The sequence below is a fragment of the Nocardioides sediminis genome (genome assembly GCF_003047295.1).
Classification (GTDB): domain Bacteria; phylum Actinomycetota; class Actinomycetes; order Propionibacteriales; family Nocardioidaceae; genus Nocardioides; species Nocardioides sediminis.
Window position 1 is genome coordinate 509972 of record NZ_PZYZ01000002.1, and the last position, 23523, is coordinate 533494.

A 23523-nucleotide genomic window follows, 5' to 3' on the forward strand; every position below is an offset into this window, starting at 1 on the left:
ACGCTCGCCACACCCTCCGGCGGCCCCGTCTCGTGGGGAGCGGGGCCGCCGGTCACCTCCGCGGAAGGGTCGGTGCCCTCGTCTAGGGTCGCCGCATGAGGAGGCCCGCCGTCGTCGCCGCGCTGGCGGTCACGGGGGCGTGCGTGCTGGTCGTCCTCGTCGCGTGGGCGGCGCTGCTCGGGCCCCAGGAGGTCTTCACCGGCGACGGTCCGCAGATCAGCCGCGAGACGACCACGACGGCGACCGACGAGGCGCCGGTCGACACCGCCGGCACGACCCGCGACGACATCGAGCAGAGCGACCCGCCGACCTGGGTGCGCGTGCTGCTCAACCTCGTCGGCGGGGCGGTCCAGCTGTTCGCGCTCGCCGGGATGGCCTACGTCGCGTGGCTCGTCGTACGACGCGTGCGCACGGCCCTCGCGCTGCGGCGTACCCGCGAGGAGGCCGCCACCGGTGACTTCGAGGCCCTCGACGACCGGCAGCGGGTCGCGGCCGCGATGGCCCAGGACGCCGACGCGCAGGCCCGGGCCCTGCGGCAGGGCGAGCCGCGCAACGCCATCGTCGAGTGCTGGCACCGCTTCGAGCTCCAGGCCGAGCGCGCCGGGCTGGCACGCCGGGAGTGGGAGACGTCGTCCGAGCTGGCCCTGCGCATGCTCGACGTCGCCGAGGTCGACCGCGGGGCCGTGACGCGCCTGCTGGAGCTCTACCGCGAGGCCAGGTTCAGCGAGCACGAGGTGGGCGAGCCGCAGCGGCAGGCGGCCCTCGACGCGCTGGCGCGGATCCGCGTGCGGTCCGGGGTGGCCTCGTGAGGGGAGCGCTCCGACGCGCGTGGTGGGCGCGCGCCCTGGTCCTCGTCCTCGTGGTGGCCGGCGGCCACGCGGCGCTCACCCTGGTGGACTACGACCCACGGCCGCTGGGCTGGGCCCTGCTCGCCACCACCGTCACGGCGCTGCTCTGGCTCGTGCTCGACGCCACCGGCACCCGTGCCGCCGGGTGGGACGCGAGCCTCCCGCCGTTCGTCCGTCCCGACGCGAGCGAGGACACCGCGCACAGCCGCGTGCTGGACGGCCACCTCGACTCCCGCGAGCCCGGCCCCGCGCTGCGCGACCGCCTCGTCGCCCTGGCGAGGTCCCGCGACCCCGACCTCGCCGACCCCGGGCTCCGCGAGCTCGCCTCCCAGCCCGTCCGGCGGCTCACGCCGGACGAGATCGACCGCCACCTGACCCGAATCGAGGCGCTCCGTGAGCGACGCAGCACGTGACACCCCCACAACGGTCCCGCCGCTCAGCAACGAGGAGGCCACCCGTCTCGCGGCCGAGGTCCTCGACCGCGTGGGACAGGCGGTGGTGGGCAAGCGGCCGGCGCTGGCCCTGGTGCTGGCGGCGGTGCTCGCCAAGGGGCACGTGCTCATCGAGGACTTCCCGGGCCTCGGCAAGACCCTGGCGGCGCGGTCCTTCGCCCAGGCGCTGGGGCTCGACTTCGCGCGGGCCCAGTTCACCCCCGACCTGCTGCCGGCCGACCTGACCGGTTCCTACGTCTACGACCAGCGCACCAGCGAGTTCTCCTTCCGCCCGGGGCCGCTGTTCGCCGGGCTGCTGCTGGCCGACGAGATCAACCGCACGCCCCCCAAGACGCAGGCCGCGCTGCTCGAGGCGATGCAGGAGGGGCAGGTCACCGTCGAGGGGGAGACCCACCCGCTGCCGCGCCCCTTCCACGTGCTCGCGACCGCCAACCCCGTGGAGTACGAGGGCACCTACCCGCTTCCGGAGGCGCAGCTCGACAGGTTCCTGATGCGCGTCGACTTCGGCTACCCGAGCGCGGACGAGGAGTACGACGTCGTGGCACGCCGAGTGGCCCGGCAGCGCGAGGAGGTGGTGGTCGAGCCCGTCACCGACGCCGCCGGGCTGGCGGGCCTGCAGGCCGCGGTCGAGCGGGTCCAGGTCGACGAGTCGGTCGGCCGCTACTGCGTGGCGCTGGCGGCCGCCACCCGCGGGCACGCCGAGGCCCTGACGGGGGCGTCCCCGCGCGGCAGCCTCGGGCTGGTCCTGGCCGCGCGCGCCTGGGCGCTGGTCCGGGGCCGTGACTACGTGGTGCCCGAGGACGTCAAGGCCGTGGCGCGGGCGGTGCTGGGGCACCGCGTCACCGTCCGGCCCGAGCTGTGGATGACCTCCGCCTCCGGGCCGCGCATCATCGACTCCGTGCTCGCGAGCGTGCCCACCCCGCAGACCCTCGAGCGGCGGGACCTCCAGCCCCAGGGCGCGGGGCCGGGCCCGGGGCAGCGGTGACCCGCTGGGTCGCGACCCCCGCGCTGGCCCGCGCCTGCGTCGTGGCGGCCGCCGGCCTGGTCGGCGCCGTGGCGCTCGGCTCGCCGGTCCTGGTCGTCCTGGCCGCGCCCTTCGTGGTGCCGGCCGTCCTCGGCCTGGCGCACCGCCCGCGCACGACGCCACGCCTGGTGCCCGATCTCGGCACCCACCGCTTGCACGAGGGACAGGGGATCGTGAGCGGGCTCGTGGTGGACCCCCCGGACGGCGTCGAGCACGTGACCCGCGTGCTGGAGCGTCCGTCGTACGTCGTCCTCTCGCCGGCCTCGGGGACCGTCGGCGGCCTGGTCCGGGACGGGGTCCCGGAGGCCGGGATCGGGGTGACGCGCTGGGGACGGCGGACGGTGGGGGCCGAACAGGTCGCGCTCACGGGGGCCTGGGCCGGTTTCCGCTGGGGGCCGCGGGAGGTGCCCGGCGTCTCGGTGGCGGTGCTGCCGCAGGCGGCGGCCTTCGACTCGCGGGCGGAGGTGCCGCAGCCGGACGGGCTGGTGGGCGCGCACCGGTCCCGTCGCGTGGGCAGCGGGTCGGAGTTCAGCGGCATCCGGGGCTTCGCCCCCGGCGACCGGCTCCGACGCATCCACTGGCCGGTGTCGCTGCGCACCGGGACGCTGCAGGTCGTCACCACCCGCGCCGAGCAGGACTCCGGGGTGCTGGTCGTCGTGGACGCCTTCCGCGACCTGGGCGCCAGCGGGGGCGTCGGCGGTGCCGCGAGCAGCCTCGACCTCACCGTGCGCGCCGCCTCGGCCCTCGCCGAGCACCACGTCCGGGTCGGGGACCGGGTGGGCCTGCGGGTCCTGGGACCGGGCGACGCCCGGGTCCCGCTCGGCAGCGGCACCCGGCACCTGCACCGCCTCACCGGGACGCTGGCCCGCGTCGTGCCCGAGACGCGGCGCGTCGAGGACGCCGTCCCCGACCTGGGGGTGCAGGGCGACTGCGTCGTCTACGTGCTCTCGCCCATGCTCCACGCCCCCGTGGTCACCGCGACGGCGGCGCTGGCCGGCCGCGGGGTGCCCGTGCTCGTCATCGACACCCTCGGCGAGCGTGACCTCGACGAGCTCGGGGGACCCCGGTCCCGGGCGGGCCTGGCCTGGCGGATGCGGCGGGTCGAGCGCGACAACCTCCTCGACCGGCTGGCCGGGCTGGGCTGCCCCGTCGTCCCCTGGCGAGGACCCGGGACCGTCGACGAGGTGCTGCACCGGCTGGCGCGCCGTGCCCAGCAGCCGCGGGTGCGGGCCCGGTGAGCGCGCTGCGCCGGTGGAGCCGCTCGGCGGTCCTGGCCCGGCTGCTCGTGGTGCTGCTCCCGCTGGTCGCCGTGGCCGCCGCGGGCCAGCGGCCGGCCACGCCGTTCGTGGTGGTGCTGGCGGCGCTCGCGGTCGCCTGGGCGATCGCGCCGGAGTCGCCCGTCGGCTGGATCGTGCTCGTGCTCGTCATCGGGTGGTGGGGGGTGCGGGTGGCCGACCCGCTGCAGCCGACGGTCCTGCTGGCCGCGGCGGCGCTGCTGGGCGCCCACGTGGCCGCGCTGCTCGCGTCGTACGGTCCCGGGCGGCTCACGATCGACGGACCCCTCGCACTGCTGTGGGTACGCCGTGCGCTGCTCGCGCTCCTCGTCGCGCCCGTGGCCTGGGCCGCCGCCCTGGGCCTCGAGGGCGCCCCGGACCAGCCCGCGCTGTGGACGGTCGCCCTGGTCACCGTGGCCGGGCTCGTGCTCGCGGCCGCCCTCGCGCTGCGGCAGGCGGCCGGGGACGAGTCGTGAGCCGACCTGCGACGCGCCTGTCCGGGGCAGGGAGGGCTGCGCGGGTGCGGCCGGCTGCCGGGTCACAATGGGCCGCATGATGTATCGCGTGCTGCACACGGTCGTGCCGCCGGTGGCCAAGGCCGTGTGGCGACCGACCGTCACCGGGCTCGAGCACGTGCCCCGCAGCGGGCCGGTCATCCTGGCCAGCAACCACCTCTCCTTCGTGGACAGCGTCGTGATCCCGGTGGTCGCACCGCGCAAGGTGGTCTTTCTGGCCAAGTCCGACTACTTCACCGGCACTGGGGTCAAGGGCGCGCTCCAGCGGGCGTGGTTCGAGGGCCTGGGCATGCTGCCCGTCGACCGCGACGACACCAAGGCCGCGATCGCCAGCCTCGACACCGCCCTCGAGGTGCTCGGCCGCGGAGAGGCGTTCGGGATCTATCCCGAGGGCACCCGGTCGCGCGACGGCCGGCTCTACCGCGGCCGCACCGGCGTCGCCCACCTCGCGCTGACCGCCGGTTGCCCCGTCGTCCCGGTCGGGCTGACCGGCACCGAGCAGATCCAGCCCGTCGGGTCGACACTGCCCCGGCTCGCGTCGGTGACCGTCCGCTTCGGACCGCCGATCGCGGTGGCGGGGGAGTACGACGGCGTGCCGCCGGGGCGTGCGCGGCGCGACCTGACCGACCGGGTCATGGCGGCGATCGGGGAGCTCTCCGGCCAGGAGCAGGCCGGGACCTACAACGAGCGTCCGACCGAGGCGTGAGCCCGGTCGCGGCGCCGCTGTCGGTGCGGTCTGGTTGGGTCGTCCCGTGACCATCCAGGAGCAGGGCCGCCCCTCGGGCCGGCAGCCGGGCCAGCAGCTTCCGCGCCCGGCCTACCGGCTCGTGCGTGAGCGTCCCGGGCAGGTGTCCGGGCCGGTCCTCGACGCCCACCAGCAGCGCGTGGTGGACCACCCCGGCGGCCCGGTGCTCGTGCTCGCCGGACCCGGCACCGGCAAGACGACGACCCTGGTCGAGGCGATCGTCGACCGCATCGAGCGGCGGGGTGCGAGCCCCGACGAGGTGCTGGCGCTGACGTTCTCGCGCAAGGCGGCCGAGCAGCTGCGCGACCGGGTCACCGCCCGGCTCGGCCGGACGAGCACGACGACCCTCAGCTCGACCTTCCACTCCTTCGCCTACGGCCTGGTCCGCACCTACACGCCCGCCGGGGTCTACGACGGCCCCCTGCGGCTGCTGTCGGCGCCCGAGGCCGACGTGGTGATGCGCGAGCTGCTGACCGACCACCCCGAGTCGGTGACCTGGCCCGACTCCCTGGCCCGAGCGGTCGGCACCCGCGGGTTCGCCCGCGAGGTGCAGGCGGTGCTGGGCCGGGCCCGCGACAACGGGCTCGACGACCGCGCCCTGGTCGAGCTCGGTCGGGCCGAGGGCGCCCCCGAGCTCGTCGCCGCCGGCCTCTTCATGGGGCAGTACCTCGACAACCTCGACGCCCAGAGCGCCATCGACTACTCCGACCTCATCCGGCGCGCCACCGCCCTGGCCCGCGAGCACCGCGACGAGCTGCGTGCCCGCTTCTCGCACGTCTTCGTGGATGAATACCAGGACACCGACCCCGGACAGGTCGCGCTGCTCCACGAGCTCGCGGGCGACGGGCGCAACCTCACGGTGGTCGGCGACCCGCACCAGTCCATCTACGGGTTCCGCGGCGCCGAGGTGCGCGGCATCCTCGAGTTCCCCACGACGTTCCCCGCCCGGGACGGCTCGCCCGCCGAGGTGGTGGCGCTGCGCACCACGCGCCGGTTCGGGCCGCGGCTGCTGCTGGCCGCCCAGCGCGTCGCCGGCGGGATCGCCCTGCCCGGCACCATCCCGGAGGCCGCCCGGGACGACTTCGCCGCCCCGGTGGCCGAGCCGGGACCGCACGGCCCCGGCCGGGTCGAGGTGCTCACCTTCGACACCGAGCGGGCCGAGGCCGAGCACCTGGCCGACCTGCTGCGGCGCGCCCACCTCGAGGACGGCATCCCGTGGGACGACATGGCCGTCCTCGTCCGCTCGGGTCGCACCTCGATCCCCGGTCTGCGGCGCTCGCTGGGGGCCGCCGGCGTGCCCGTCGAGGTCGCGGGTGACGACGTGCCCCTGGTCCGCGACCCCGCGGCGCTGCCGCTGCTGGACGCGCTGCGCGCCATCCTCAACCTCGACAACGACGATCCCACGCACGTGGACTTCCTCGACCCGGGTCGTGTCGAGGCCATGCTGCTGGGTCCGCTCGCCGGGCTGGACGCCGGTCAGCTGCGGCGACTCGGCCGGCTGCTGCGGGCCCGGGAGAAGGCAGTCGCCAAGGTGGAGGAGCGGGCCCCGCGCCGCTCGCGCGACCTCCTCCGGCAGGTGCTCGTCGACCCCGACTTCCTCGTGGGCCTCGACGGCCCCGAGGTCGAGCGGGCGCGAGCCTTCGTGTCCCTGCTGTGGCGCGGGCGCGCGGCGTCGGCCGACGGGGACACGGCCGAGGAGGTGCTGTGGCTGCTGTGGTCCGGGACGTCCTGGCCCGACCGGCTGCGTCGCGGCGTCGAGCTCGGCGGCGCCGCCGCCCGACGTGCCCACCGCGACCTCGACGCGGTCGTCGCCCTCTTCGAGGCCGCGGCCCGGGCCGAGGAGCGCAAGGACCACCTGGGCATCGCCAACTTCCTCGCCACGCTGGTCGCCCAGCAGATCCCCGGCGACACGCTCGCCGAGCGCGGGGTCCGCGGCGCCTCGGTGCGCCTGCTGACCGCCCACCGCGCCAAGGGCCTGGAGTGGCGGCTCGTGGTGGTGGCCCACGTGCAGCAGGACGTCTGGCCCGACCTGCGCCGACGCAGCACGCTGCTCCAGGCCGACCGCATCCGCGCCGACGGGCTGGTGCCCCCGGTCAGCTCGCGCGAGCTGCTCACCGAGGAGCGGCGGCTGTTCTACGTCGCCTGCACCCGGGCGCGGCAGCGGCTGGTCGTCACCGCGGTGGCGTCGGCCGACGACGAGGGCGAGCAGCCCTCCCGCTTCCTGGGGGAGCTGCAGATCCAGCCCGTCCACCACAGCGGACGGCCGCGCCGGCCGTTGTCGATGGCCGGGCTGGTGAGCGACCTGCGCCAGCACCTGGCCGACCCCGAGACCCCGCCTGCCCTGCGGGAGGCGGCCGCCCGACGTCTCAAGGCCCTGGCGCTCGAGTCGGTCGGTGGCCGACCGGTCGTGCCGCAGGCCGACCCGGCGACGTGGTGGGGGACCCGGGCCGCCAGCCTCTCCGCCCGGCCCGTCCGCCCGGCCGACGAGCCGGTGCCGCTCTCGGCCAGCACCCTGACCGGACTGATGGCCTGCCCCACCCAGCACTTCCTCTCCCGGGAGGCCGGCGGCGTCTCGCGCTCGCACCAGTCGGCCAACCTCGGGCAGATCGTGCACGCCCTCGCCGAGCGGGTCGGCACCGGCGACCTCGAGGCGGGCCCCGAGGACGTCGACCTGCTCATGGCCCACGTCGACGCGGTGTGGCAACGGCTGGAGTTCCGGACCCCGTGGGCAGCGGCCCGCGAGCACGGTCGCGTCCGGGCGGCCCTGGCGCGCTTCCTGGCCTGGCACCACTCCAACCCGCGCAGGCTCGTCGGCACCGAGGCCAAGTTCTCCACCGTCGTCGAGCTCGCCGACGGCGAGCAGGTGCGCCTCGGCGGCTACGTCGACCGGCTCGAGGTCGACCACGAGGGCCGGGTGGTGGTCGTCGACCTCAAGACCGGGCGCGGCAAGCCGTCGGGCAAGGCGGTCCAGGTCGACCCCCAGCTCGCGCTCTACCAGCTCGCCGTCGACCACGGGGCGGTCGACGCGACGGTTCCCGAGGCGGTGTCGGGCGGTGCCTACCTCGTGCAGCTCGGCGCGCTCGACGACAGTCCCTCGGCGGTCGAGCAGCGCCAGGACCCGCACCCCGACGACTCGCCCGAACGGGCCGCCCTGCACGCCTCCCTGTCCACCGCCGCCGGCTACCTGCGCCGTGAGGAGTTCCCCGCCATCCCCGGAGACCACTGCAAGGACTGCCCCTACGTCTCGCTCTGCCCCGCCCGGGGTGCCGGATCGGTGGTGACCCAGTGACGACGCTGACCGACCCGGCCACCCCGGCCACCCGGCCCGAGCCGCTGCGCATCGACACCCCCGAGGACCTCCGCAGGGTGATGCAGGCGCCGTTCGCGCCGAGTCCCCAGCAGTGGGCCGCCATCACCGCTCCGCTGTCGCCCGCCGTCGTCATCGCGGGCGCGGGGTCGGGCAAGACGACGCTGATGGCCGCGCGGGTGGTCTACCTCGTGGTCACGGGGCAGGTGCGACCCGACCAGGTCCTCGGCCTCACCTTCACCACCAAGGCGGCCGGCGAGCTGCGGACCCGGATCCGCGCCGCGCTCGTGACCGCCGGGGTCCTCGACACCGCCCCGCGCGAGGACGGGGAGGACGTCCTCGAGCCCACGGTGGCCACCTACAACGCCTACGCCGCCAACCTGCTCACCGAGCACGGGCTCCGCATCGGCCACGAGCCCGACACCCGGGTCGTCACCGACGCCGCCCGCTACCAGCTCGGCGCCCGGGTCGTCGACCGTCACACCGGCGTGGTCCAGCACCTCACCGACCACCCCGAGACCGCCATCCAGAACCTCCTGGCCCTCGACTCCACGCTGAGCGAGCACCTCCGGTCGCCCGACGAGGTGCGTGCGTTCGACGCCCGCGAGCGGCCGGGGTTCCTGGCCGCGCGGCTCGAGGAGGAGCAGGGCAAGCACCGCGCGACCTACCTCGGCGAGATCGACAAGGCCCTCTCCGCCATCGACCGGCGGGCCGAGCTGCTCGAGCTCGTCGAGGGCTACCGCCGCCTCAAGGCCGACCTGGGCCTCATGGACTTCTCCGACCAGATCGCCCTGGGGGCCCGGCTGGCCGACGAGCAGCCCGACGTCGGGGCCGCCGAGCGCGACAAGTTCCGGGTGGTCCTGCTGGACGAGTACCAGGACACCTCGGTCGCGCAGGCCCTGATGCTGTCGCGGCTCTTCTCCGGCCCCGACGAGGCCTCCGGGCTGGGGCACGCGGTCACCGCCGTCGGCGACCCCAACCAGGCGATCTACGGCTGGCGCGGTGCCTCGGTGTCCAACATCCTCAACTTCGCCGACACCTTTCCCGCGGCCCGGGGCGAGGTGCCGGTGCTGCCGCTGACGGTCAACCGGCGCTCGGACGCCCGCATCCTCGAGCTCGCCAACGTGCTGGCCCGACCGCTGTACGACGCGTTCCCGCAGGTCTCGCCGCTCGTCGCCCAGGACGGCGCTGCGCCCGGCCTGGTGCAGGTCCAGGTGTTCGAGACCCACCGCGAGGAGCTGGCGGCACTCGTCGAGCGGGTCCGGGCCGCCCACGAGACCACTGGCGACTGGTCGCGCCTCGGCGTGCTCACCCGCGACAACGCCCACGCCGAAGAGGTCTTCGACGCCCTCACCAGCGCCGACGTCCCGGTCGAGATAGTGGGGCTCTCCGGGCTGCTGCGCCTGCCCGAGGTGGCCGAGATCGTGGCCACGCTGCACCTGATGCACGACGTCACGGCCAACGCGTCCCTGCTCACCCTGCTGACCGGACCCCGCTGGGCCGTCGGGCCCCGCGACCTGACCCTCCTCGCCCAGCGCGCGGCCGAGCTCGCCGGAGGCCGCGGCCGCGGTCCGGACGCCTCCGACGTCGCCGAGCAGCTGCTCGAGATCGCCGACGGCATCGACCCCGCCGAGGTCCCGGCCCTCGGGGACGCCCTCGAGGACCCCGGCACCGAGCTGCCCTACTCGGACGAGGCGCGCGAGAGGTTCGCCCTGCTGGCCGCCGAGCTGCGGATGCTCCGCACCCACGTCGCCGAGCCGCTCCTGGACGTCGTACGCCGCGTCATCGACACCTCCGGCGTCGACATCGAGCTCGCCTCCGCCGTCGGCCCGGCCGCCGTGGCGCGGCGAGACAACCTCGACCTCTTCGTCAAGGCGGTCGCGGAGTTCCAGGCCGTCGACGGCGACGTCAGCCTGCCGGCGCTGCTCGCCTACCTGACCGCGGAGGACGACCAGGGCAACGGCCTCGACGCGGCGACCCCCACGGAGGCCGACTCGGTCAAGCTGCTCACGGTGCACCGCTCCAAGGGACTGGAGTGGCACTCGGTGTTCCTCGTCGGGGTGGGGGAGACCCGGTTCCCCTCCCAGCGGGGCCGCACGCTGTGGACCTCGTCGCCGTCGGTGATGCCGGCGCCGCTGCGCGGCGATGCGCGGGACCTGCCGCAGCTGCAGGGCTACGACAAGGCCGCCCTCGACGCCTACCGCGCCGCCTCCAAGCAGCACGAGGCCGTCGAGGAGCTCCGGCTCGGCTACGTCGCCTTCACCCGCGCCGAGCACGAGATGTGGGTGACGTCCTTCCTGTGGAACACCCGCAAGACACCGTTCGGGCCCTCGCCCTTCCAGCAGACGATGCGCGAGGTCGTGCAGGGGTGGGGCGAGGAGGTCGCCGGGTGGCTCGACAAGCCCGCCAAGGGGGCCGCCCACCCCTACGCCGACGACGACCCGTCCCGTCCCTGGCCCGTGACGGGCATCGGCCGCGAGGCGCGGCTGCGCCTCGACGCGGCCGCCGCCGTCCGCGCCGCAGAGGTCGACGGTCCCGACGAGGGCCTCGACCTCGTGACCGCCGGCCAGGTCGCCGAGTGGGACGCCGCCATCGAGCGGCTCCTGGCTGAGGCGCGGGCCGACCGGGCAGGACAGGTCCGCGTCGAGCTGCCGTCGAGCCTGTCCGCCACGGCCATGAGCCGGCTGCGGGACGACCCCGAGCAGTTCGCCCGCGAGCTGGCCCGGCCGATGCCGCGCAAGCCCTCCTCGGCCGCGCGGTTCGGCACCCGCTTCCACGCGTGGGTCGAGTCGCGCTTCGGCCAGCCGGAGCTCATCCCCTACGACGAGCTCGAGGGCCGGGCCGACGCCGGCATCGACGACGAGAGCGACCTCGCCGAGCTGGTGCGGCAGTTCGAGGCCGGGCCCTACGCGGAGCGCGTGCCGCACGCCGTGGAGGCGCCGTTCGCCCTGGTGCTGGCCGGGCAGGTGGTCCGCGGCCGCATCGACGCCGTCTACGCGGAGGACACCGGGCGGGGCCCCGGCTACGTGGTCGTCGACTGGAAGACCAACAAGGCGGCGACCGCCGACCCGCTCCAGCTCGCGATCTACCGCCTGGCATGGGCCGAGCTGACCGGCATCCCGCTCGAGAGGGTGCGGGCGGTGTTCCACTACGTGCGGTCCGGCCGCACCGTCGAGCCCGAGGACCTCCCCGGACGCGAGGAGCTGGAGCGGATCGTCAGCGGCTGAGCGTGGGCCGTCGGACCTCGGGGGCCGGGCCGCGTCACATCTCGTCCTGTTGGGTCGTCATCGCAGGGGACGGCCCGCCGCCGGGGCGAGGGCCGCCCGGACACGCGAGGATGGGTCGATGACCGACGAGGTGCTGGCGAGCCGGTTCGAGAGGGCGCGACCTCGGCTGCAGGCGGTCGCGCTGCGCATGCTGGGCAGCCACGCGGCCGCCGAGGACGCCGTCCAGGAGGCCTGGCTACGCCTGCACCGCAGCCGGACCGACGACATCGACAACCTCGAGGGCTGGCTCACCACCGTGGTCTCGCGGATCTGTCTCGACGCGCTCAAGTCCGGCGCCGCCCGGCGTGAGCGGGTCGTCGACGAGCTGCCCGAGCCGGTCGCCGCAGGGGAGTCCCGCGACGAGCTCGTCCGCGACCCCGCCGAGGCCGCGGCCACCGCCGACGCCGTGGGTGCCGCCCTGCTCGTCGTCCTCGACCAGCTCGGACCGACCGAGCGGCTCGCGTTCGTGCTGCACGACCTGTTCGGCGTGCCGTTCGACGAGGTGGCGCCGATCGTCGACACCAGCCCGGCCAACGCGCGCCAGCTGGCCTCGCGCGCTCGGCGCAAGGTGCGCGGCGGCGAGTCCGAACCCGACCGACGGAGGCAGCACGAGGTCGTCGATGCCTTCCTGGAGGCGGCCCGGGAGGGGCGGTTCGAGCGGCTGCTGACCTTGCTCGACCCCGACATCGAGCTGCGCGCCGACGCGTTCTCCGTGCAGGCCGCCGCCACCCGTGCCCACCTCGGCGCCCCGGCACTCGCACCCGTGCTGCGCGGCCGCAACGCCGTGGCCCAGGTCTTCAGCGGCCGGGCGGCCGCGGCCCGGCCGGCGTTCGTCGACGGCGTGCCCGCCGCCGTGTGGGCGCCGGGCGGCACCACCCGTTCGGCCTGGGTGCTCACCGTCGTCGACGGCGTCATCACCCGCATCGAGATGCTCGGTGACCCCGCCACCCTGGCCGACCTGGACGTCGAGCTGCTCTGACCTCGGTCCGTCGGGTCGGACCCGGCGCGGGGCGTTCAGCTCTCCAGCGCCGCCGTGAGCGCGATGTCGACCATCGCGTCGAAGGTCTGCTCGCGCTCCTGGGCGCTCGTGTGCTCGCCGGTGACGAGGTGGTCGGAGACGGTGCACACGGCCAGGGCCGTACGACGGTGGGCGGCGGCCAGCGTGTACAGCGCGCTCGCCTCCATCTCGATGGCGAGCGCGCCGTGCTCGACCATGGGCGCCATCAGCTCGGAGCGGGGCGAGTAGAACGAGTCGCCGGAGAAGACGAGCCCCACGTGCGTGGTGGTGCCCGTCATCGTCGACGCCGCGTCGTACGCCCGTCGGAGCAGGTGGAAGTCGGCGACCGGCGCGTAGTCGAAGCCGTGGAAGCGGTGGGTGTTCATCGAGGAGTCGGTGCAGGCGCCGCTGGCGATGACGACGTCCCGGATCGCGACGTCCTCGGTGAGCCCGCCGCAGGAGCCGACCCGGACGATCGACTGCACGTCGTACTCGCGGAACAGCTCGGTGGCGTAGATCGCCAGCGACGGCTGTCCCATCCCCGACCCCTGCACGGACACCCGGTGCCCGCGCCACGTGCCGGTGAAGCCGTACATGCCCCGCACCTCGGAGTAGCACTGCGCGTCATCGAGGAACTTCTCGGCGATCCAGGCCGCTCGCAGCGGGTCGCCGGGCATCAGGACGACGGGGGCGACCTCGCCGGGGCGGGCGCCGATGTGGGTGCTCATGGCGTGACCCTAGGCGACGGTGCGGCCAGTAGCGTGGCGTCCGTGGACGACCACAGCCTGCCGCACCTCGCCCTCTCCGCCCACGCGCACAACCGGGTGGGGGAGCGCCGCACCGACGACGACTGGCTCGACGAGCAGTGGGCCGACCCGCGCACGCGCGTGCTGGTCGTCTCCGGCAACCGGCTGCGCCCGGTGGCCGGCGACGCGGCCTGGGTGGCGCCCGCCGAGGCCCCGAGGGGCACGCGGGTCCTGCTCGGCGAGCGCGACGGGGTGGCCCGGTTCGCGGTGCTCGCCGACCCCGAGGACGTCCGCGGCGGGCACGACGACTGGGTGCCGCTGCGGGGCCTGCTGCCCGCGCTCGTGGCCGACCCCGGGTCGGCGCCGTGGCTCTTCCACGCCGTCGGTCTCGCCGAGTGGCACTGGGTCACCCGGCACTGCCCGCGCTGCGGGTCGGCGCTGGAGTCCCGGCACGCGGGCCACGAGCTCGAGTGCACCGGCTGCGGCCGCCGGCAGTTCCCGCGCACCGACCCGGCCGTGATCATGGCGATCACCCACGGCGACCCCGGCTCGGCCGACGAGCGGCTGCTGCTCGGCCACCAGGCCGTGTGGCCTGAGGGGCGCTACTCGACCTTGGCCGGGTTCGTCGAGCCGGGCGAGACGTTCGAGGACGCCGTACGCCGCGAGGTGCTGGAGGAGGTCGGGATCACCGTCGACGAGGTCGCCTACTTCGGCAACCAGCCGTGGCCGCTGCCGGCCAGCCTGATGATCGGCTTCCGGGGACGGGCCACGACGACCGGGATCGACGTCGACGGCGCCGAGATCGCGGACGCCCGCTGGTTCACCCGCGACGAGCTGCGCCGGGGCTGCGAGTCCGGGGAGGTCCTCATCCCGGCGGGCATCTCCATCTCGTCCTCGCTGATCGAGGACTGGTACGGCGGCCCGCTGCCGGGCGGCTGGTGACCCCGGTCAGGCCAGCGCGGCCAGCTTGTCCTTGACCTGCGTGAGGCTGGGGTTGGTGTGCGCCGAGCCGTCGGCGTACACCAGGGTCGGCACCGTCTGGTTGCCGTTGTTGACCTGCTCGACGATGAGGGCTGCGTCGGGCTGCTGCTCGATGTCGACCACCTCGTAGGCGATGCCCTCCCGGTCCAGCTGGCCGCGGAGTCGGTGGCAGTAGCCGCACCAGGGGGTGCTGTACATCGTGAAGGTCATGGGTGTCGGTCCTGACGTCTAGGGTTTCGTTGTCCGTCGACCCAACCAACCATGCCCGGGAGTTGTTCCACCCCCATGCCCGACCCGACCGACCTGCTCGACGCGCTCGACCCGGAGCAGCGCCGGGTCGCCGAGGCGCTCCGCGGCCCCGTGCGGGTGCTGGCCGGCGCCGGCACGGGCAAGACGCGGGCGATCACCCACCGCATCGCCCTCGGCGTGGCCACGGGGCTCTACGTCCCCACCGAGGTGCTCGCGGTGACCTTCACCACCCGGGCGGCGGGGGAGATGCGCGGGCGGCTGCGCACCCTCGGGGCCGGAGGGGTGCAGGCCCGCACCTTCCACTCCGCCGCGCTGCGCCAGCTGCGCTACTTCTGGCCGCGCGTCCACGGGCACGACCTGCCCCAGCTCATCGAGTCCAAGATCGGCCTGCTCGCCCAGGCGGCACGGCGACAGCGCATCAACGCCGACCAGGCCCTGTTGCGCGACCTCGCGAGCGAGGTCGAGTGGGCCAAGGTCAGCAACGTCGGCCCCGACGACTACCCCCGCGTCGCGCCGGCCCGCGGCCGGTCCGTCTCCGGCCTCGACCCCGAGACGGTGGCCCGCGTCCTCGAGGGCTACGAGGAGGTCAAGCGTGGCCAGGGGCGGATGGACATGGAGGACGTGCTGCTCTTCGCGGCCGGCCTGCTCGCCGAGGAGGAGGCGGTCGCCGCCCAGGTGCGCCGGCAGTACAAGTGGCTCGTCGTCGACGAGTTCCAGGACGTCTCCCCGCTCCAGTCCGCGCTGCTCGACCTGTGGCTCGGCGGCCGCGACGAGCTGTGCGTCGTGGGCGACCCGGCGCAGACGATCTACTCCTTCGCCGGTGCCAACGCGGCCTACCTGCGCGACTTCACCAGCAAGTTCCCCGATGCCACCTCCATCGAGCTGGTGCGCAACTACCGCTCCACCCCCGAGGTCGTGGCCGCGGCCAACCAGCTGCTGGCCGGCAGCCCGAGCAAGGGCGTCGACCTCGTCGCCCAGCGACCGTCGGGGACGGCCGTGAGCTACACCGCGCACCCCGACGAGGTGGCCGAGGCGGCAGCCGTCGCCCAACGCATCGCCGCCCTCCGCGCGGCCGGAACGCCGGCCGGCGAGATCGCCGTCCTGTTCCGGATCAACGCCCAGTCCGAGACCTTCGAGGACGCGCTCACCTCACGCAGCATCCCGTACGTCGTCCGGGGCGCGGCCCGCTTCTTCGACCGCGCCGAGGTCCGCCAGGCCGTGACCCTGCTCCGCGGCACGGCTCGGGGGGGCCAGGAGGACGGCACGGTCCCCGACCTGGTCCGCGCGACCCTGTCGGGCATGGGTTGGTCGCCGGAGGCGCCCGGCACCCGCGGCGAGACGCGCAACCGCTGGGAGTCGCTCCAGGCGCTGGTCGACCAGGCCGGCGAGTTCGCCGCCGCGGCCCCCGGCGCGACCCTCGGCGACTTCGTCGACGACCTCGACCGGCGTGCGGCCGAGCAGCACGCCCCGATCGCCGACGGCGTCACGCTGGCGACCCTGCACGCCGCCAAGGGCCTGGAGTGGGACGCCGTCTTCCTGTGCGGCCTCCAGGACGGCACGCTCCCGATCACCTACGCCGAGTCGCCCGCCGCGATCGAGGAGGAGCGGCGCCTGCTCTACGTCGGCATGACGCGCGCCCGGCGCGAGCTGTCGATCTCGTGGGCGCTCGCGCGCAACCCCGGCGGCCGGGCCAGTCGCAAGCCCTCCCGGTTCCTCGACGCCGTGGCCGAGGTGGAGAAGGCTGCCGCGTCGAGCGCACCCAGCCGACGCAACCGCAGGGCCATGCACTGCCGTGAGTGCGGCACGGCCCTGAGCACCCCGGCCGAGAAGAAGCTCGGCCGCTGCGTCGACTGCCCGGCGTCCTACGACGAGGCGCTGTTCGAGCGGCTCCGGGAGTGGCGGCTCGAGCGGGCCGGCGACGACAAGGTGCCGGCCTACGTCGTGTTCACCGACGCCACCCTGCAGCTGATCGCCGAGCACCGTCCAACCGACGAGGGCGCCCTGCGCCGCATCAGCGGGGTGGGTCCGTCCAAGCTCGACAAGTACGGCGAGGACGTCCTCGCGATCGTCTCCGAAAAAATCTGAGGAAATACCCATTAAATCGTTTGCCCATTACACGGGGCAGGGTCTAGTTTTCTCACCAACAGCCAAGCGCACGCGACCACTGGCACTGGTCAGCGCCCGACGCCCCGAAGGAGGTGGCACCTGATGGAGATCTACACCGACACCATGACGGCCTCGACGCCGTCCTTCGGCATGCCCGTCGTCGCCGCCTCCCCGCGCGTGGCCGCAGTCTGCGCCCAGCAGCTCGAGTCCGCGACGCCGTGGGCCCACGTGGCCGGCATCGCCGTCACGGGCGCTGTCGACGCCGTCATGGGTGACGTGCGCGGCATCGAGCTCGACGCCGTCCGCGTCAAGGGTGACTTCCCGGGTCCGACCGCCTGGAGACCACCGATCGTCTGAGACCAGACACAGATCGGCAGCCTCCAGGCCGCGGAACCCACACCGGGATCCGCGGCCTTTCTGTTTCCCCAGCGGGGGACAGGTGGGCCGGATCCCGCAGAGCTTCTGAGTTTCTTCTGCACCAGCGATCAGGTCCACGAGAAGGAGGTGACACACATGACCATCAGTGTTCTCGACCGCAACCGAGCTGCCGACGCCGCCCACGACCTGGGTGACCTGCACGACGCAGCCGCGCAGGTGGACGACGAGCTGCTGCCCTGCCGCACCAACAACGCAGAGCTGTGGTTCGCCGAGTCCCCCACGGACGTCGAGCACGCCAAGAGCCTGTGCCAGGGATGCCCTGTCCAGGCGATGTGCCTCGACGGTGCCCTCGAACGGCGTGAGCCGTGGGGCGTCTGGGGCGGCGAGCTCTTCCTCCAGGGCGTGGTGATCCCGCGCAAGCGCCCCCGCGGCCGACCCCGCAAGAACCAGAACGAGGTCGCCGCCTGACGGCGGTCCTCATCCCTTCTCAGGCAGGACCCTCGGACACACCACATGACACTTCACACGGACGGATACGACATGAGCACCATGCAGGAAGACCTGGCGCGCGCACAGATGACCGCGCGCCTGGGAGAGGCGCAGCAGAACCGACGCGGCCACCAGCTGGCCCTGGCCCGTCGGATGAGCCGCAAGGCCGAGCAGGCCGCGCAGCAGGCGCGTCTCGCCCTCGCCCGCGCGATCTAGGACCAGCCTCGCCCTGATCGCGGGTGATGCAGAGCGACAGCCGGCACGATCCTCACAGGATCGTGCCGGCTGTCGGCATTTCGGACCCCGCTGCGGAGTAGCCTCGACGGCGTGAGCGACCAGTCGACGACGTGCGACTTCTGTGGCCGGCAGGGCAGCGGGGCCGAGACCCTGACGTGGACGACGTCGGTGGAGAACGGCCGGCGGCGCACCTATTGCGAGGAGTGCTCGCGCAACCACCTGAGATCGATCGAGGGCAAGCTCGACAGCGAGTGGTGGTAGGTCAGACCGCCTGGCCTGCGTCGCTCCAGTCCAGACCCCACGAGCAACCGCAGTGCGGGTGCCGGTGCCACGCGCGCACCGCCGGACGGAGGTCGGCGCCGGCGGTCACCGTGGCGGACCAGGTGGACGGGGTGCCGCCCCGGACCCAGGTCGCGACGTCGCGCGCGGCCCAGCCGAGGGCCACCGCGAGCAGGCCGGCGTCCACGCCGGGCCCCGCGACCGGCGCGGCGCGACCGGGCGGGTCCGGTGCCAGCGGGTCCTCGAGCCAGGCGCGCACGCAGCGCAGGCACGCGGTGAGGCCGGGCACCACGAAGGGGCCCACCCGGACGGCGTCGGGGGCGGCCACCACCGTCAGGTGCGGTCGCGAGGCGACGACCCACGGGTCGGAGGAGGAGCAGTCGCCGGGCAGGTCGGTGACGTGGAGGACGACCTCGGCCCGCGGCTCGTGCCGCAGGCCGGCGGCGGCCCCCAGCGCCGCGACGTGCTCACGCCACGGGTCGATGGTCTCGAGCCGCACGGGGACCGCAGGGGAGAGGCGCATGCGGCCACGATGCAACGCGCGGCGAGATCGCGCACCCGCCCGTCCACAGGCCCGGGACGACGACGGCGACGCCCCCTCGTGGGTGACGTCGCCGTGCGGTCGGTGGTCTCAGCGAGCCAGCGTCACGCCTTGCCGAGGATGCGGTTGAGGTTGGTGCTGCAGACGGGGCAGACGGCCTTGGCCATCCGGGTGCCCTTGTCGTTGACCTTGACCTCGCCCTCCGCCTCGCGCTTCTCCTTGCACTTCACGCAGTAGAACTCGCCGCTCCAGGTCTCCGCCATGACGGCCTCCTTGCCTCTCGATCACGCTGTGACGCGACGGGGATGGTGGGGAAGCCCGCGCGGGTCCGGGAGGGTGGGCACCCGGTCCGCCTGTGACACTACCCAAACCGCGGCCCGCCGGGCCGCGACACACCTGCGGCGCCCACGGGGCCAGGGCCGCGGCAGGGCACGGGACGAGGCGCGCCGGCGCCGGTCGTTACCCTTCGGCCCATGGCCGACTACACGCACCTGCGCCTCGACCGCCCCTCCGCGGGCGTCGCCGTGCTGACCCTGGACAACCCGGACATGCGCAACGCGATGAGCGACGAGATGACCTCGTCGTGGGTCCGGGCGATCGATGAGCTCGCGGACGACCGCTCGTTGCGGGTGGTCGTGGTGACCGGGGAGGGGTCGGCGTTCTGCTCCGGCGGCAACACCTCGTGGATCTCCAGCGAGCCCGACGCCAGCGTCGACCACCTGCGCAACCGGATGCTGCCGTTCTACCGCTCGTGGCTGTCGATCCGCCGCCTCGAGGTGCCGACCATCGCGGCGGTCAACGGGCCCGCCATCGGCGCCGGGCTCTGCCTGGCGCTGGCCTGCGACATCCGGTACGCCGCGTCGGGTGCGAAGCTCGGCGTCCCCTTCGTCAAGCTCGGGATGCACGCGGGCATGGCCGGCACCCACCTGCTCCCCGACGTGGTCGGGCCGGCCCACGCCCGTGACCTGCTGCTGACCGGTCGGGTCGTCGACGCCGACGAGGCGCTGCGCCTCGGCCTCGTGTCCCGGGTCGTCGACGCCGAGTCCTTCGACAGCGAGGTGCTGCGCACGGCGGAGGGGATCGCGGCCACCGCCCCGATCGCCACCCGGCTGACCAAGATCGCCCTGGCCGACGGCGGCCACGCCGACTTCGAGAGCGCCCTGCAGTGGGAGGCGCTGGCCCAGCCGGTCACGCTGGCCACCGAGGACCTCCAGGAAGGGATCCGGGCCAGCCGCGAGAAGCGCGCCCCGGTGTTCGAGGGCCGCTGACCCACCACGGGAGCGAGAAGAGGCCGCACCCCGACCCGCTCGACGCCTGCCTTCCCCGTGCGGACGTCTCCCGGACCGTCGGTGCGGCCTCGTCCCGTCACGGTAGGAGCCGTCGCCGACCGGGTCAACGGATTCCTGTCCACCCCTGTGGACAACCGTGTGGACAAGGTGTGCACGACACGCGGGAGCCTTGGGGACGACGGCGTACCGGCTCGGGAGGAGCCTGTGGGGGACACGCCCCGGACGGGCCCCGACCCGCGCGGTGACCAGCCACAATGGCCCGAGGCGGTGTGTGGACGAGAGAAAGTGCCGAGAGAAGCAGCGAGGTGGGGGGCGTGGGGCAGGACTACACGGACGGGCCGGTGGCCGCCCTGCGCCGGATCGCCTTCCTCATGGAGCGGGGCCGGGAGGAGACCCGTCGGGTCGAGGCCTTCCGGCGGGCGGCATCGGTGATCCTGCCGCTCGACCCCGACGAGGTGACCGAGCGGGCGACGGGGGGCACCATCACCGAGCTGCCCGGGATCGGCCCGAGCACGGGGGCCGTGATCACCGAGGCCGTTCGCGGCCGGCTGCCCGAGCGCCTGGCCCGGCTGGAGGAGCAGCACGCCGGCCCGCTGGCCCCGGGCGGCCGCGAGGTCCGGGCCGCGCTGCGCGGGGACTGCCACTCCCACTCGGACTGGTCAGACGGCGGGTCGCCGATCGAGGAGATGGCGATGACGGCGATGGAGCTGGGCCACGACTACCTCGTGCTCACCGACCACTCGCCGCGGCTCCGGGTCGCCAACGGCCTGAGCGTCGAGCGGCTGGGCCGCCAGCTGGGCGTGGTCGAGGCGGTCAACGCCCACCTGGGCGGGGCGTTCACCCTGCTCAAGGGGATCGAGGTGGACATCCTGGACGACGGGTCCCTCGACCAGACCGACGAGATGCTCGCCCGCCTCGACCTGCGGGTCGCCAGCGTGCACTCCAAGCTCCGCATGGACCCGGGCCCGATGACCCGGCGGATGGTCGCAGCCGTGGCCAACCCGTTCACCAACGTCCTCGGCCACTGCACCGGCCGGCGGGTGGAGGGCAACCGCGGGATGCGCCCGCAGAGCGAGTTCGACGCCCGGGCGGTCTTCGAGGCGTGCGTCGAGCACGACGTCGCCGTGGAGATCAACAGCCGGCCCGAGCGCCGCGACCCGCCGACCCGGCTGCTCGAGCTGGCCCGCGACATCGGCTGCCTGTTCTCCATCGACTCCGACGCCCACGCGCCGGGACAGCTCGACATGCTCGACTACGGCTCCGAGCGTGCCGAGGAGGCAGGCATCGACCCCGACCGGATCGTCAACACCTGGGAGCTCGAGCGTCTGTTGGCCTGGGCCGACCCGGCCGGGCGCTAGCGTGGCGGTGTGAGCACTCCCGAGGTCGAGGTACGCCGGTCCAAGCGGCGGCGACGTACGGTCTCGGCCTACCGGGAGGGCGACCGCATCGTCGTGCTCATCCCCGCCGCCATGAGCAAGCGCGACGAGGCCCAGTGGGTGGCCGACATGGTCGCGCGGCTGGAGCGCAAGGAGAAACGCACCCGCCCCTCCGACGAGCAGCTGCTGGCCCGGGCCCGGACCCTCAACGACACCTACTTCGGCGGGCTCGCCACGCCTTCCAGCGTTCGTTGGGTGACCAACCAGCAGCAGCGGTGGGGGTCCTGCAGCCCGGGTGACCGGTCGATCCGGCTCTCCGAGCGGCTCCAGGGCATGCCGCCGTGGGTGGTCGACTACGTGCTGGTCCACGAGCTGGCGCACCTGCTCGAGCACGGCCACGACGCCGCGTTCTGGGCGTGGGTCGACCGCTACCCGAGGGCGGAGCGGGCACGCGGCTACCTGCTGGGTTGGTCGGCGGCGGCCAAGGTGGACCCGCCGTCCAGCGAGACCGAGGACGAGGTCGACTGACGCAGGTCAGCGGCCCAGGCGCGTGACGGCGACGGCGATGAGCCGGCGCATGTCGTCGAACACCTCGGGCAGTCCGTCCACCGGCCACCACCGCACGTCGAGGGACTCCTCGCTCACCCGGTGACCGCCGTCGCGGGGGGCGGTGGCGAGGAAGCGCACGTCGAGGTGGTGGACCGTGGTGCCGGGGGAGCAGAACTCCACCGGGTGCTCGTCGATCTCGAGCGGCACCGGGTCGAGGTCGAGGCCGGCGAGCCCGGACTCCTCCTCGGCCTCGCGACGGGCCACCCCGGCGAGCGTGGCGTCGCCGGGCTCGCAGTGGCCGCCGAATGCGAGCCAGCTGCCAGCCTTGCGATGGTGGTTGAGGAGCACCGCGTCGGCCTCGGGGGTGAGCACGATGGCGCCCGCCGTGAGGTGGTCCGGCAGGCACGCGCGGGTCATGCCCGCCGGCTCGGCGTCGAGGTGCGCCACGAAGCGGTCACGCAGGGCGGCGTCGCGCGGGGTCGGGGGAGCCCACCCGGCCAGCACGGCACGGGCGTCGGCGTGCAGCGACGTCACTCGGCGGGGCGCTCGGGACCGTCGGACGGCGGTCCGTCGAGGAGGTCGCGGAGACCGGCCTCGAAGTCCTCGTCCGACAGGGACTCCGGGGCGACCGAGGTCTCACGGAAACCGAGCGGGTCGTCGAGGTCGGCGGCGCTCGGCAGGAGGTCGGGGTGCATCCAGACCCCGTCGCGGCCCTCGATGCCCTGGCGGGTGCGCAGCGAGCCCCACAGGGTGGAGGCGTCGCGCAGCCGGCGCGGGCGCAGCTCGAGCCCGACGAGGGTAGCGAAGGTCTGCTCGGCGGGCCCGCCGGCGGCCCGCCGGCGGCGTACGGCCTCCTGCAGCTTGGCCGCGGACGGCATCCGCTCGTGGGTGGCCTGCCCGACGACCTCGTCGACCCAGCCCTCGACGAGCGCGAGGGTCACCTCGAGGCGCTCGAGCGCCGCCTGCTGGGCGGGCGACTTGGAGAGGTCGAACAGTCCGCCCTCCATCGCCTCCTGCATGGCGGCGGGGTTCATCGGGTCGATGCCGCGCAGCTTCTCCTCGATGCCCGCGGTGTTGATCTCGATGCCGCTGCCGTAGTCGGCCACCGCGCCGATCAGGTGCTCGCGCAGCCACGGCACGTGGGCGAACAGGCGCTGGTGGGCGGCCTCTCGGAGCGCCAGGTAGAGCAGCACGTCGTCCGCGCTGACGTCGAGCTCCTCGGCGAACGCGGCCACGTTGAGGGGGAGCAGGGCGGCCTTGCCGGCCGGTCCGAGGGGGAGGCCGATGTCGGACGCGCCGAGCACGTCGCCGGCCAGGCCGCCGACCCCCTGGCCGACCTGGGTGGCGACCATCGCGCCGGTGGCCTTGCCCAGCATCCCGAGCAGCGGCCCGGCCATCGCCCGCGCCTCCTCGGGCAGGGCGTTGCCGAGCGCGGTCACGGTCGAGCCGGCGACGGGCTCGACCAGACGCTTCCACACGTCGAGGGTCTCCACGATCCACTCGGCACGGCTCCAGGCGGCCGTCGAGGTGACGCCCGAGGAGAACTCGGTGGTCTCGTCGAGCCAGTGGTCCGCGAGCCGTACGGCGTCCGAGATCGCGTCGCGCTGCGCCTGGCTGGGCGTCGGGTCGGGCTGCTGGGCGGCGACCTTGCGCGCGATGTCGGCGACGACGGCCCAGTTGATGGGGCCGTCGTAGGGCTGCATGAGGGACTGCACCTGGGCCATGAGGGCAGAGAGGTCGGGCATGCCGCCCGGGCCCGTCCCGCCCGTCATGCCGCCGAAGAGGGCCTCGAAGGGGGTTCCCTTGAACGGGTTCTGCTCGTCCGGTCCGTCGCCGGGGTTGTCGCTCATGCCCTCCACGGTACTCACCGCACCC

General features: G+C 74.5%; 24 protein-coding genes. 18 read left to right on the forward strand and 6 right to left on the reverse strand.

Translation table 11 applies throughout. The annotated features are described in order from the left end of the window. Nucleotides 1–95: 95 nt before the first annotated feature. From DAI17_RS07250 to DAI17_RS07290, 9 genes are all read left to right on the forward strand, one after another. On the forward strand, nt 96–809 hold the full coding sequence (locus DAI17_RS07250; protein ID WP_107772215.1) for a DUF4129 domain-containing protein: 714 nt from the start codon (nt 96–98) through the stop codon (nt 807–809). Beyond that, entirely contained in the window at nt 806–1261 is a 456-nt protein-coding gene (locus tag DAI17_RS07255; protein WP_107772216.1) for a hypothetical protein, read from the forward strand. Before DAI17_RS07250 ends, DAI17_RS07255 begins: the two co-directional genes overlap by 4 nt. Next, a complete protein-coding gene (locus DAI17_RS07260) occupies nt 1242–2285 on the forward strand; it encodes an AAA family ATPase (protein ID WP_107772217.1) in 1044 nt (347 codons plus the stop codon). Before DAI17_RS07255 ends, DAI17_RS07260 begins: the two co-directional genes overlap by 20 nt. Continuing rightward, the gene (locus tag DAI17_RS07265; protein ID WP_107772218.1) at nt 2282–3562 is read left to right on the forward strand and encodes a DUF58 domain-containing protein; all 1281 of its coding nucleotides are present in this window, start codon (nt 2282–2284) and stop codon (nt 3560–3562) included. Before DAI17_RS07260 ends, DAI17_RS07265 begins: the two co-directional genes overlap by 4 nt. After that, nucleotides 3559–4074: a hypothetical protein gene (locus DAI17_RS07270; protein ID WP_107772219.1), complete on the forward strand. Its 516-nt coding sequence runs from the start codon at nt 3559–3561 to the stop codon at nt 4072–4074. Before DAI17_RS07265 ends, DAI17_RS07270 begins: the two co-directional genes overlap by 4 nt. Before the next feature lie 76 nt (nt 4075–4150). Beyond that, nucleotides 4151–4819 (forward strand): lysophospholipid acyltransferase family protein, encoded by a 669-nt coding sequence (locus tag DAI17_RS07275; RefSeq protein WP_234412333.1) that lies wholly within the window; start codon nt 4151–4153, stop codon nt 4817–4819. A gap of 46 nt (nt 4820–4865) precedes the next feature. Next, on the forward strand, nt 4866–8147 hold the full coding sequence (locus DAI17_RS07280; RefSeq protein ID WP_234412334.1) for an ATP-dependent helicase: 3282 nt from the start codon (nt 4866–4868) through the stop codon (nt 8145–8147). Continuing rightward, nucleotides 8144–11392: an ATP-dependent helicase gene (locus tag DAI17_RS07285; RefSeq protein WP_234412336.1), complete on the forward strand. Its 3249-nt coding sequence runs from the start codon at nt 8144–8146 to the stop codon at nt 11390–11392. The genes DAI17_RS07280 and DAI17_RS07285 overlap by 4 nt, the downstream gene beginning before the upstream one ends. 118 nt (nt 11393–11510) lie before the next feature. Next, complete coding sequence (locus DAI17_RS07290) at nt 11511–12410, forward strand: sigma-70 family RNA polymerase sigma factor (protein ID WP_107772220.1); 900 nt, start codon at nt 11511–11513, stop codon at nt 12408–12410. Between the two features lie 35 nt (nt 12411–12445). Here the strand turns inward: DAI17_RS07290 and deoD are convergent, their stop codons facing one another. Beyond that, entirely contained in the window at nt 12446–13156 is a 711-nt protein-coding gene (deoD, locus tag DAI17_RS07295) for a purine-nucleoside phosphorylase (protein WP_107772221.1), read from the reverse strand. A 42-nt stretch (nt 13157–13198) separates the two neighbouring features. Between deoD and nudC the strand changes: the two genes are divergently transcribed. Further along, the gene (gene nudC, locus DAI17_RS07300; protein ID WP_107772548.1) at nt 13199–14116 is read left to right on the forward strand and encodes an NAD(+) diphosphatase; all 918 of its coding nucleotides are present in this window, start codon (nt 13199–13201) and stop codon (nt 14114–14116) included. A 6-nt stretch (nt 14117–14122) separates the two neighbouring features. On the opposite strand, the gene DAI17_RS07305 is transcribed toward nudC, so the two are convergent. After that, nucleotides 14123–14365, reverse strand: a complete 243-nt coding sequence (locus DAI17_RS07305) for a mycoredoxin (RefSeq protein ID WP_107772222.1) — start codon at nt 14363–14365, stop codon at nt 14123–14125. A 75-nt stretch (nt 14366–14440) separates the two neighbouring features. Between DAI17_RS07305 and DAI17_RS07310 the strand changes: the two genes are divergently transcribed. The 5 genes from DAI17_RS07310 to DAI17_RS20910 all read left to right on the forward strand — a co-directional run bounded on the left by DAI17_RS07310 (nt 14441) and on the right by DAI17_RS20910 (nt 17875). Next, nucleotides 14441–16489 carry an ATP-dependent DNA helicase UvrD2 gene (locus DAI17_RS07310; protein WP_107772223.1) on the forward strand — a complete coding sequence of 683 codons (2049 nt, stop codon included), beginning with the start codon at nt 14441–14443 and terminating at the stop codon, nt 16487–16489. A 123-nt stretch (nt 16490–16612) separates the two neighbouring features. After that, nucleotides 16613–16867, forward strand: coding sequence for a hypothetical protein (locus DAI17_RS07315; RefSeq protein WP_107772224.1), 255 nt, complete (start codon nt 16613–16615; stop codon nt 16865–16867). Between the two features lie 156 nt (nt 16868–17023). Next, nucleotides 17024–17356 carry a WhiB family transcriptional regulator gene (locus tag DAI17_RS07320; RefSeq protein ID WP_107772225.1) on the forward strand — a complete coding sequence of 111 codons (333 nt, stop codon included), beginning with the start codon at nt 17024–17026 and terminating at the stop codon, nt 17354–17356. Nucleotides 17357–17428: 72 nt separating this feature from the next. Beyond that, entirely contained in the window at nt 17429–17593 is a 165-nt protein-coding gene (locus DAI17_RS07325) for a hypothetical protein (RefSeq protein WP_199904981.1), read from the forward strand. Nucleotides 17594–17704: 111 nt separating this feature from the next. Continuing rightward, on the forward strand, nt 17705–17875 hold the full coding sequence (locus DAI17_RS20910; RefSeq protein ID WP_159081402.1) for a hypothetical protein: 171 nt from the start codon (nt 17705–17707) through the stop codon (nt 17873–17875). A gap of 1 nt (nt 17876) precedes the next feature. Here the strand turns inward: DAI17_RS20910 and DAI17_RS07330 are convergent, their stop codons facing one another. Continuing rightward, nucleotides 17877–18416 (reverse strand): hypothetical protein, encoded by a 540-nt coding sequence (locus DAI17_RS07330; protein ID WP_107772227.1) that lies wholly within the window; start codon nt 18414–18416, stop codon nt 17877–17879. A 122-nt stretch (nt 18417–18538) separates the two neighbouring features. Then, complete coding sequence (locus DAI17_RS21225; protein WP_091115022.1) at nt 18539–18697, reverse strand: DUF5679 domain-containing protein; 159 nt, start codon at nt 18695–18697, stop codon at nt 18539–18541. A 210-nt stretch (nt 18698–18907) separates the two neighbouring features. Here DAI17_RS21225 and DAI17_RS07335 point away from each other — a divergent pair, with 210 nt between their 5' ends. The 3 genes from DAI17_RS07335 to DAI17_RS07345 all read left to right on the forward strand — a co-directional run bounded on the left by DAI17_RS07335 (nt 18908) and on the right by DAI17_RS07345 (nt 21627). Next, nucleotides 18908–19702, forward strand: coding sequence for an enoyl-CoA hydratase/isomerase family protein (locus DAI17_RS07335; RefSeq protein WP_107772228.1), 795 nt, complete (start codon nt 18908–18910; stop codon nt 19700–19702). Nucleotides 19703–20037: 335 nt separating this feature from the next. Beyond that, the gene (locus tag DAI17_RS07340; RefSeq protein WP_234412338.1) at nt 20038–21081 is read left to right on the forward strand and encodes a PHP domain-containing protein; all 1044 of its coding nucleotides are present in this window, start codon (nt 20038–20040) and stop codon (nt 21079–21081) included. 9 nt (nt 21082–21090) lie between these two features. Then, nucleotides 21091–21627 (forward strand): M48 metallopeptidase family protein, encoded by a 537-nt coding sequence (locus DAI17_RS07345; protein ID WP_107772230.1) that lies wholly within the window; start codon nt 21091–21093, stop codon nt 21625–21627. 6 nt (nt 21628–21633) lie between these two features. On the opposite strand, the gene DAI17_RS07350 is transcribed toward DAI17_RS07345, so the two are convergent. Then, nucleotides 21634–22182, reverse strand: a complete 549-nt coding sequence (locus tag DAI17_RS07350; RefSeq protein WP_107772231.1) for an NUDIX hydrolase — start codon at nt 22180–22182, stop codon at nt 21634–21636. Continuing rightward, entirely contained in the window at nt 22179–23498 is a 1320-nt protein-coding gene (locus DAI17_RS07355) for a zinc-dependent metalloprotease (protein WP_107772549.1), read from the reverse strand. Before DAI17_RS07355 ends, DAI17_RS07350 begins: the two co-directional genes overlap by 4 nt. Between the last annotated feature and the right edge of the window lie 25 nt (nt 23499–23523).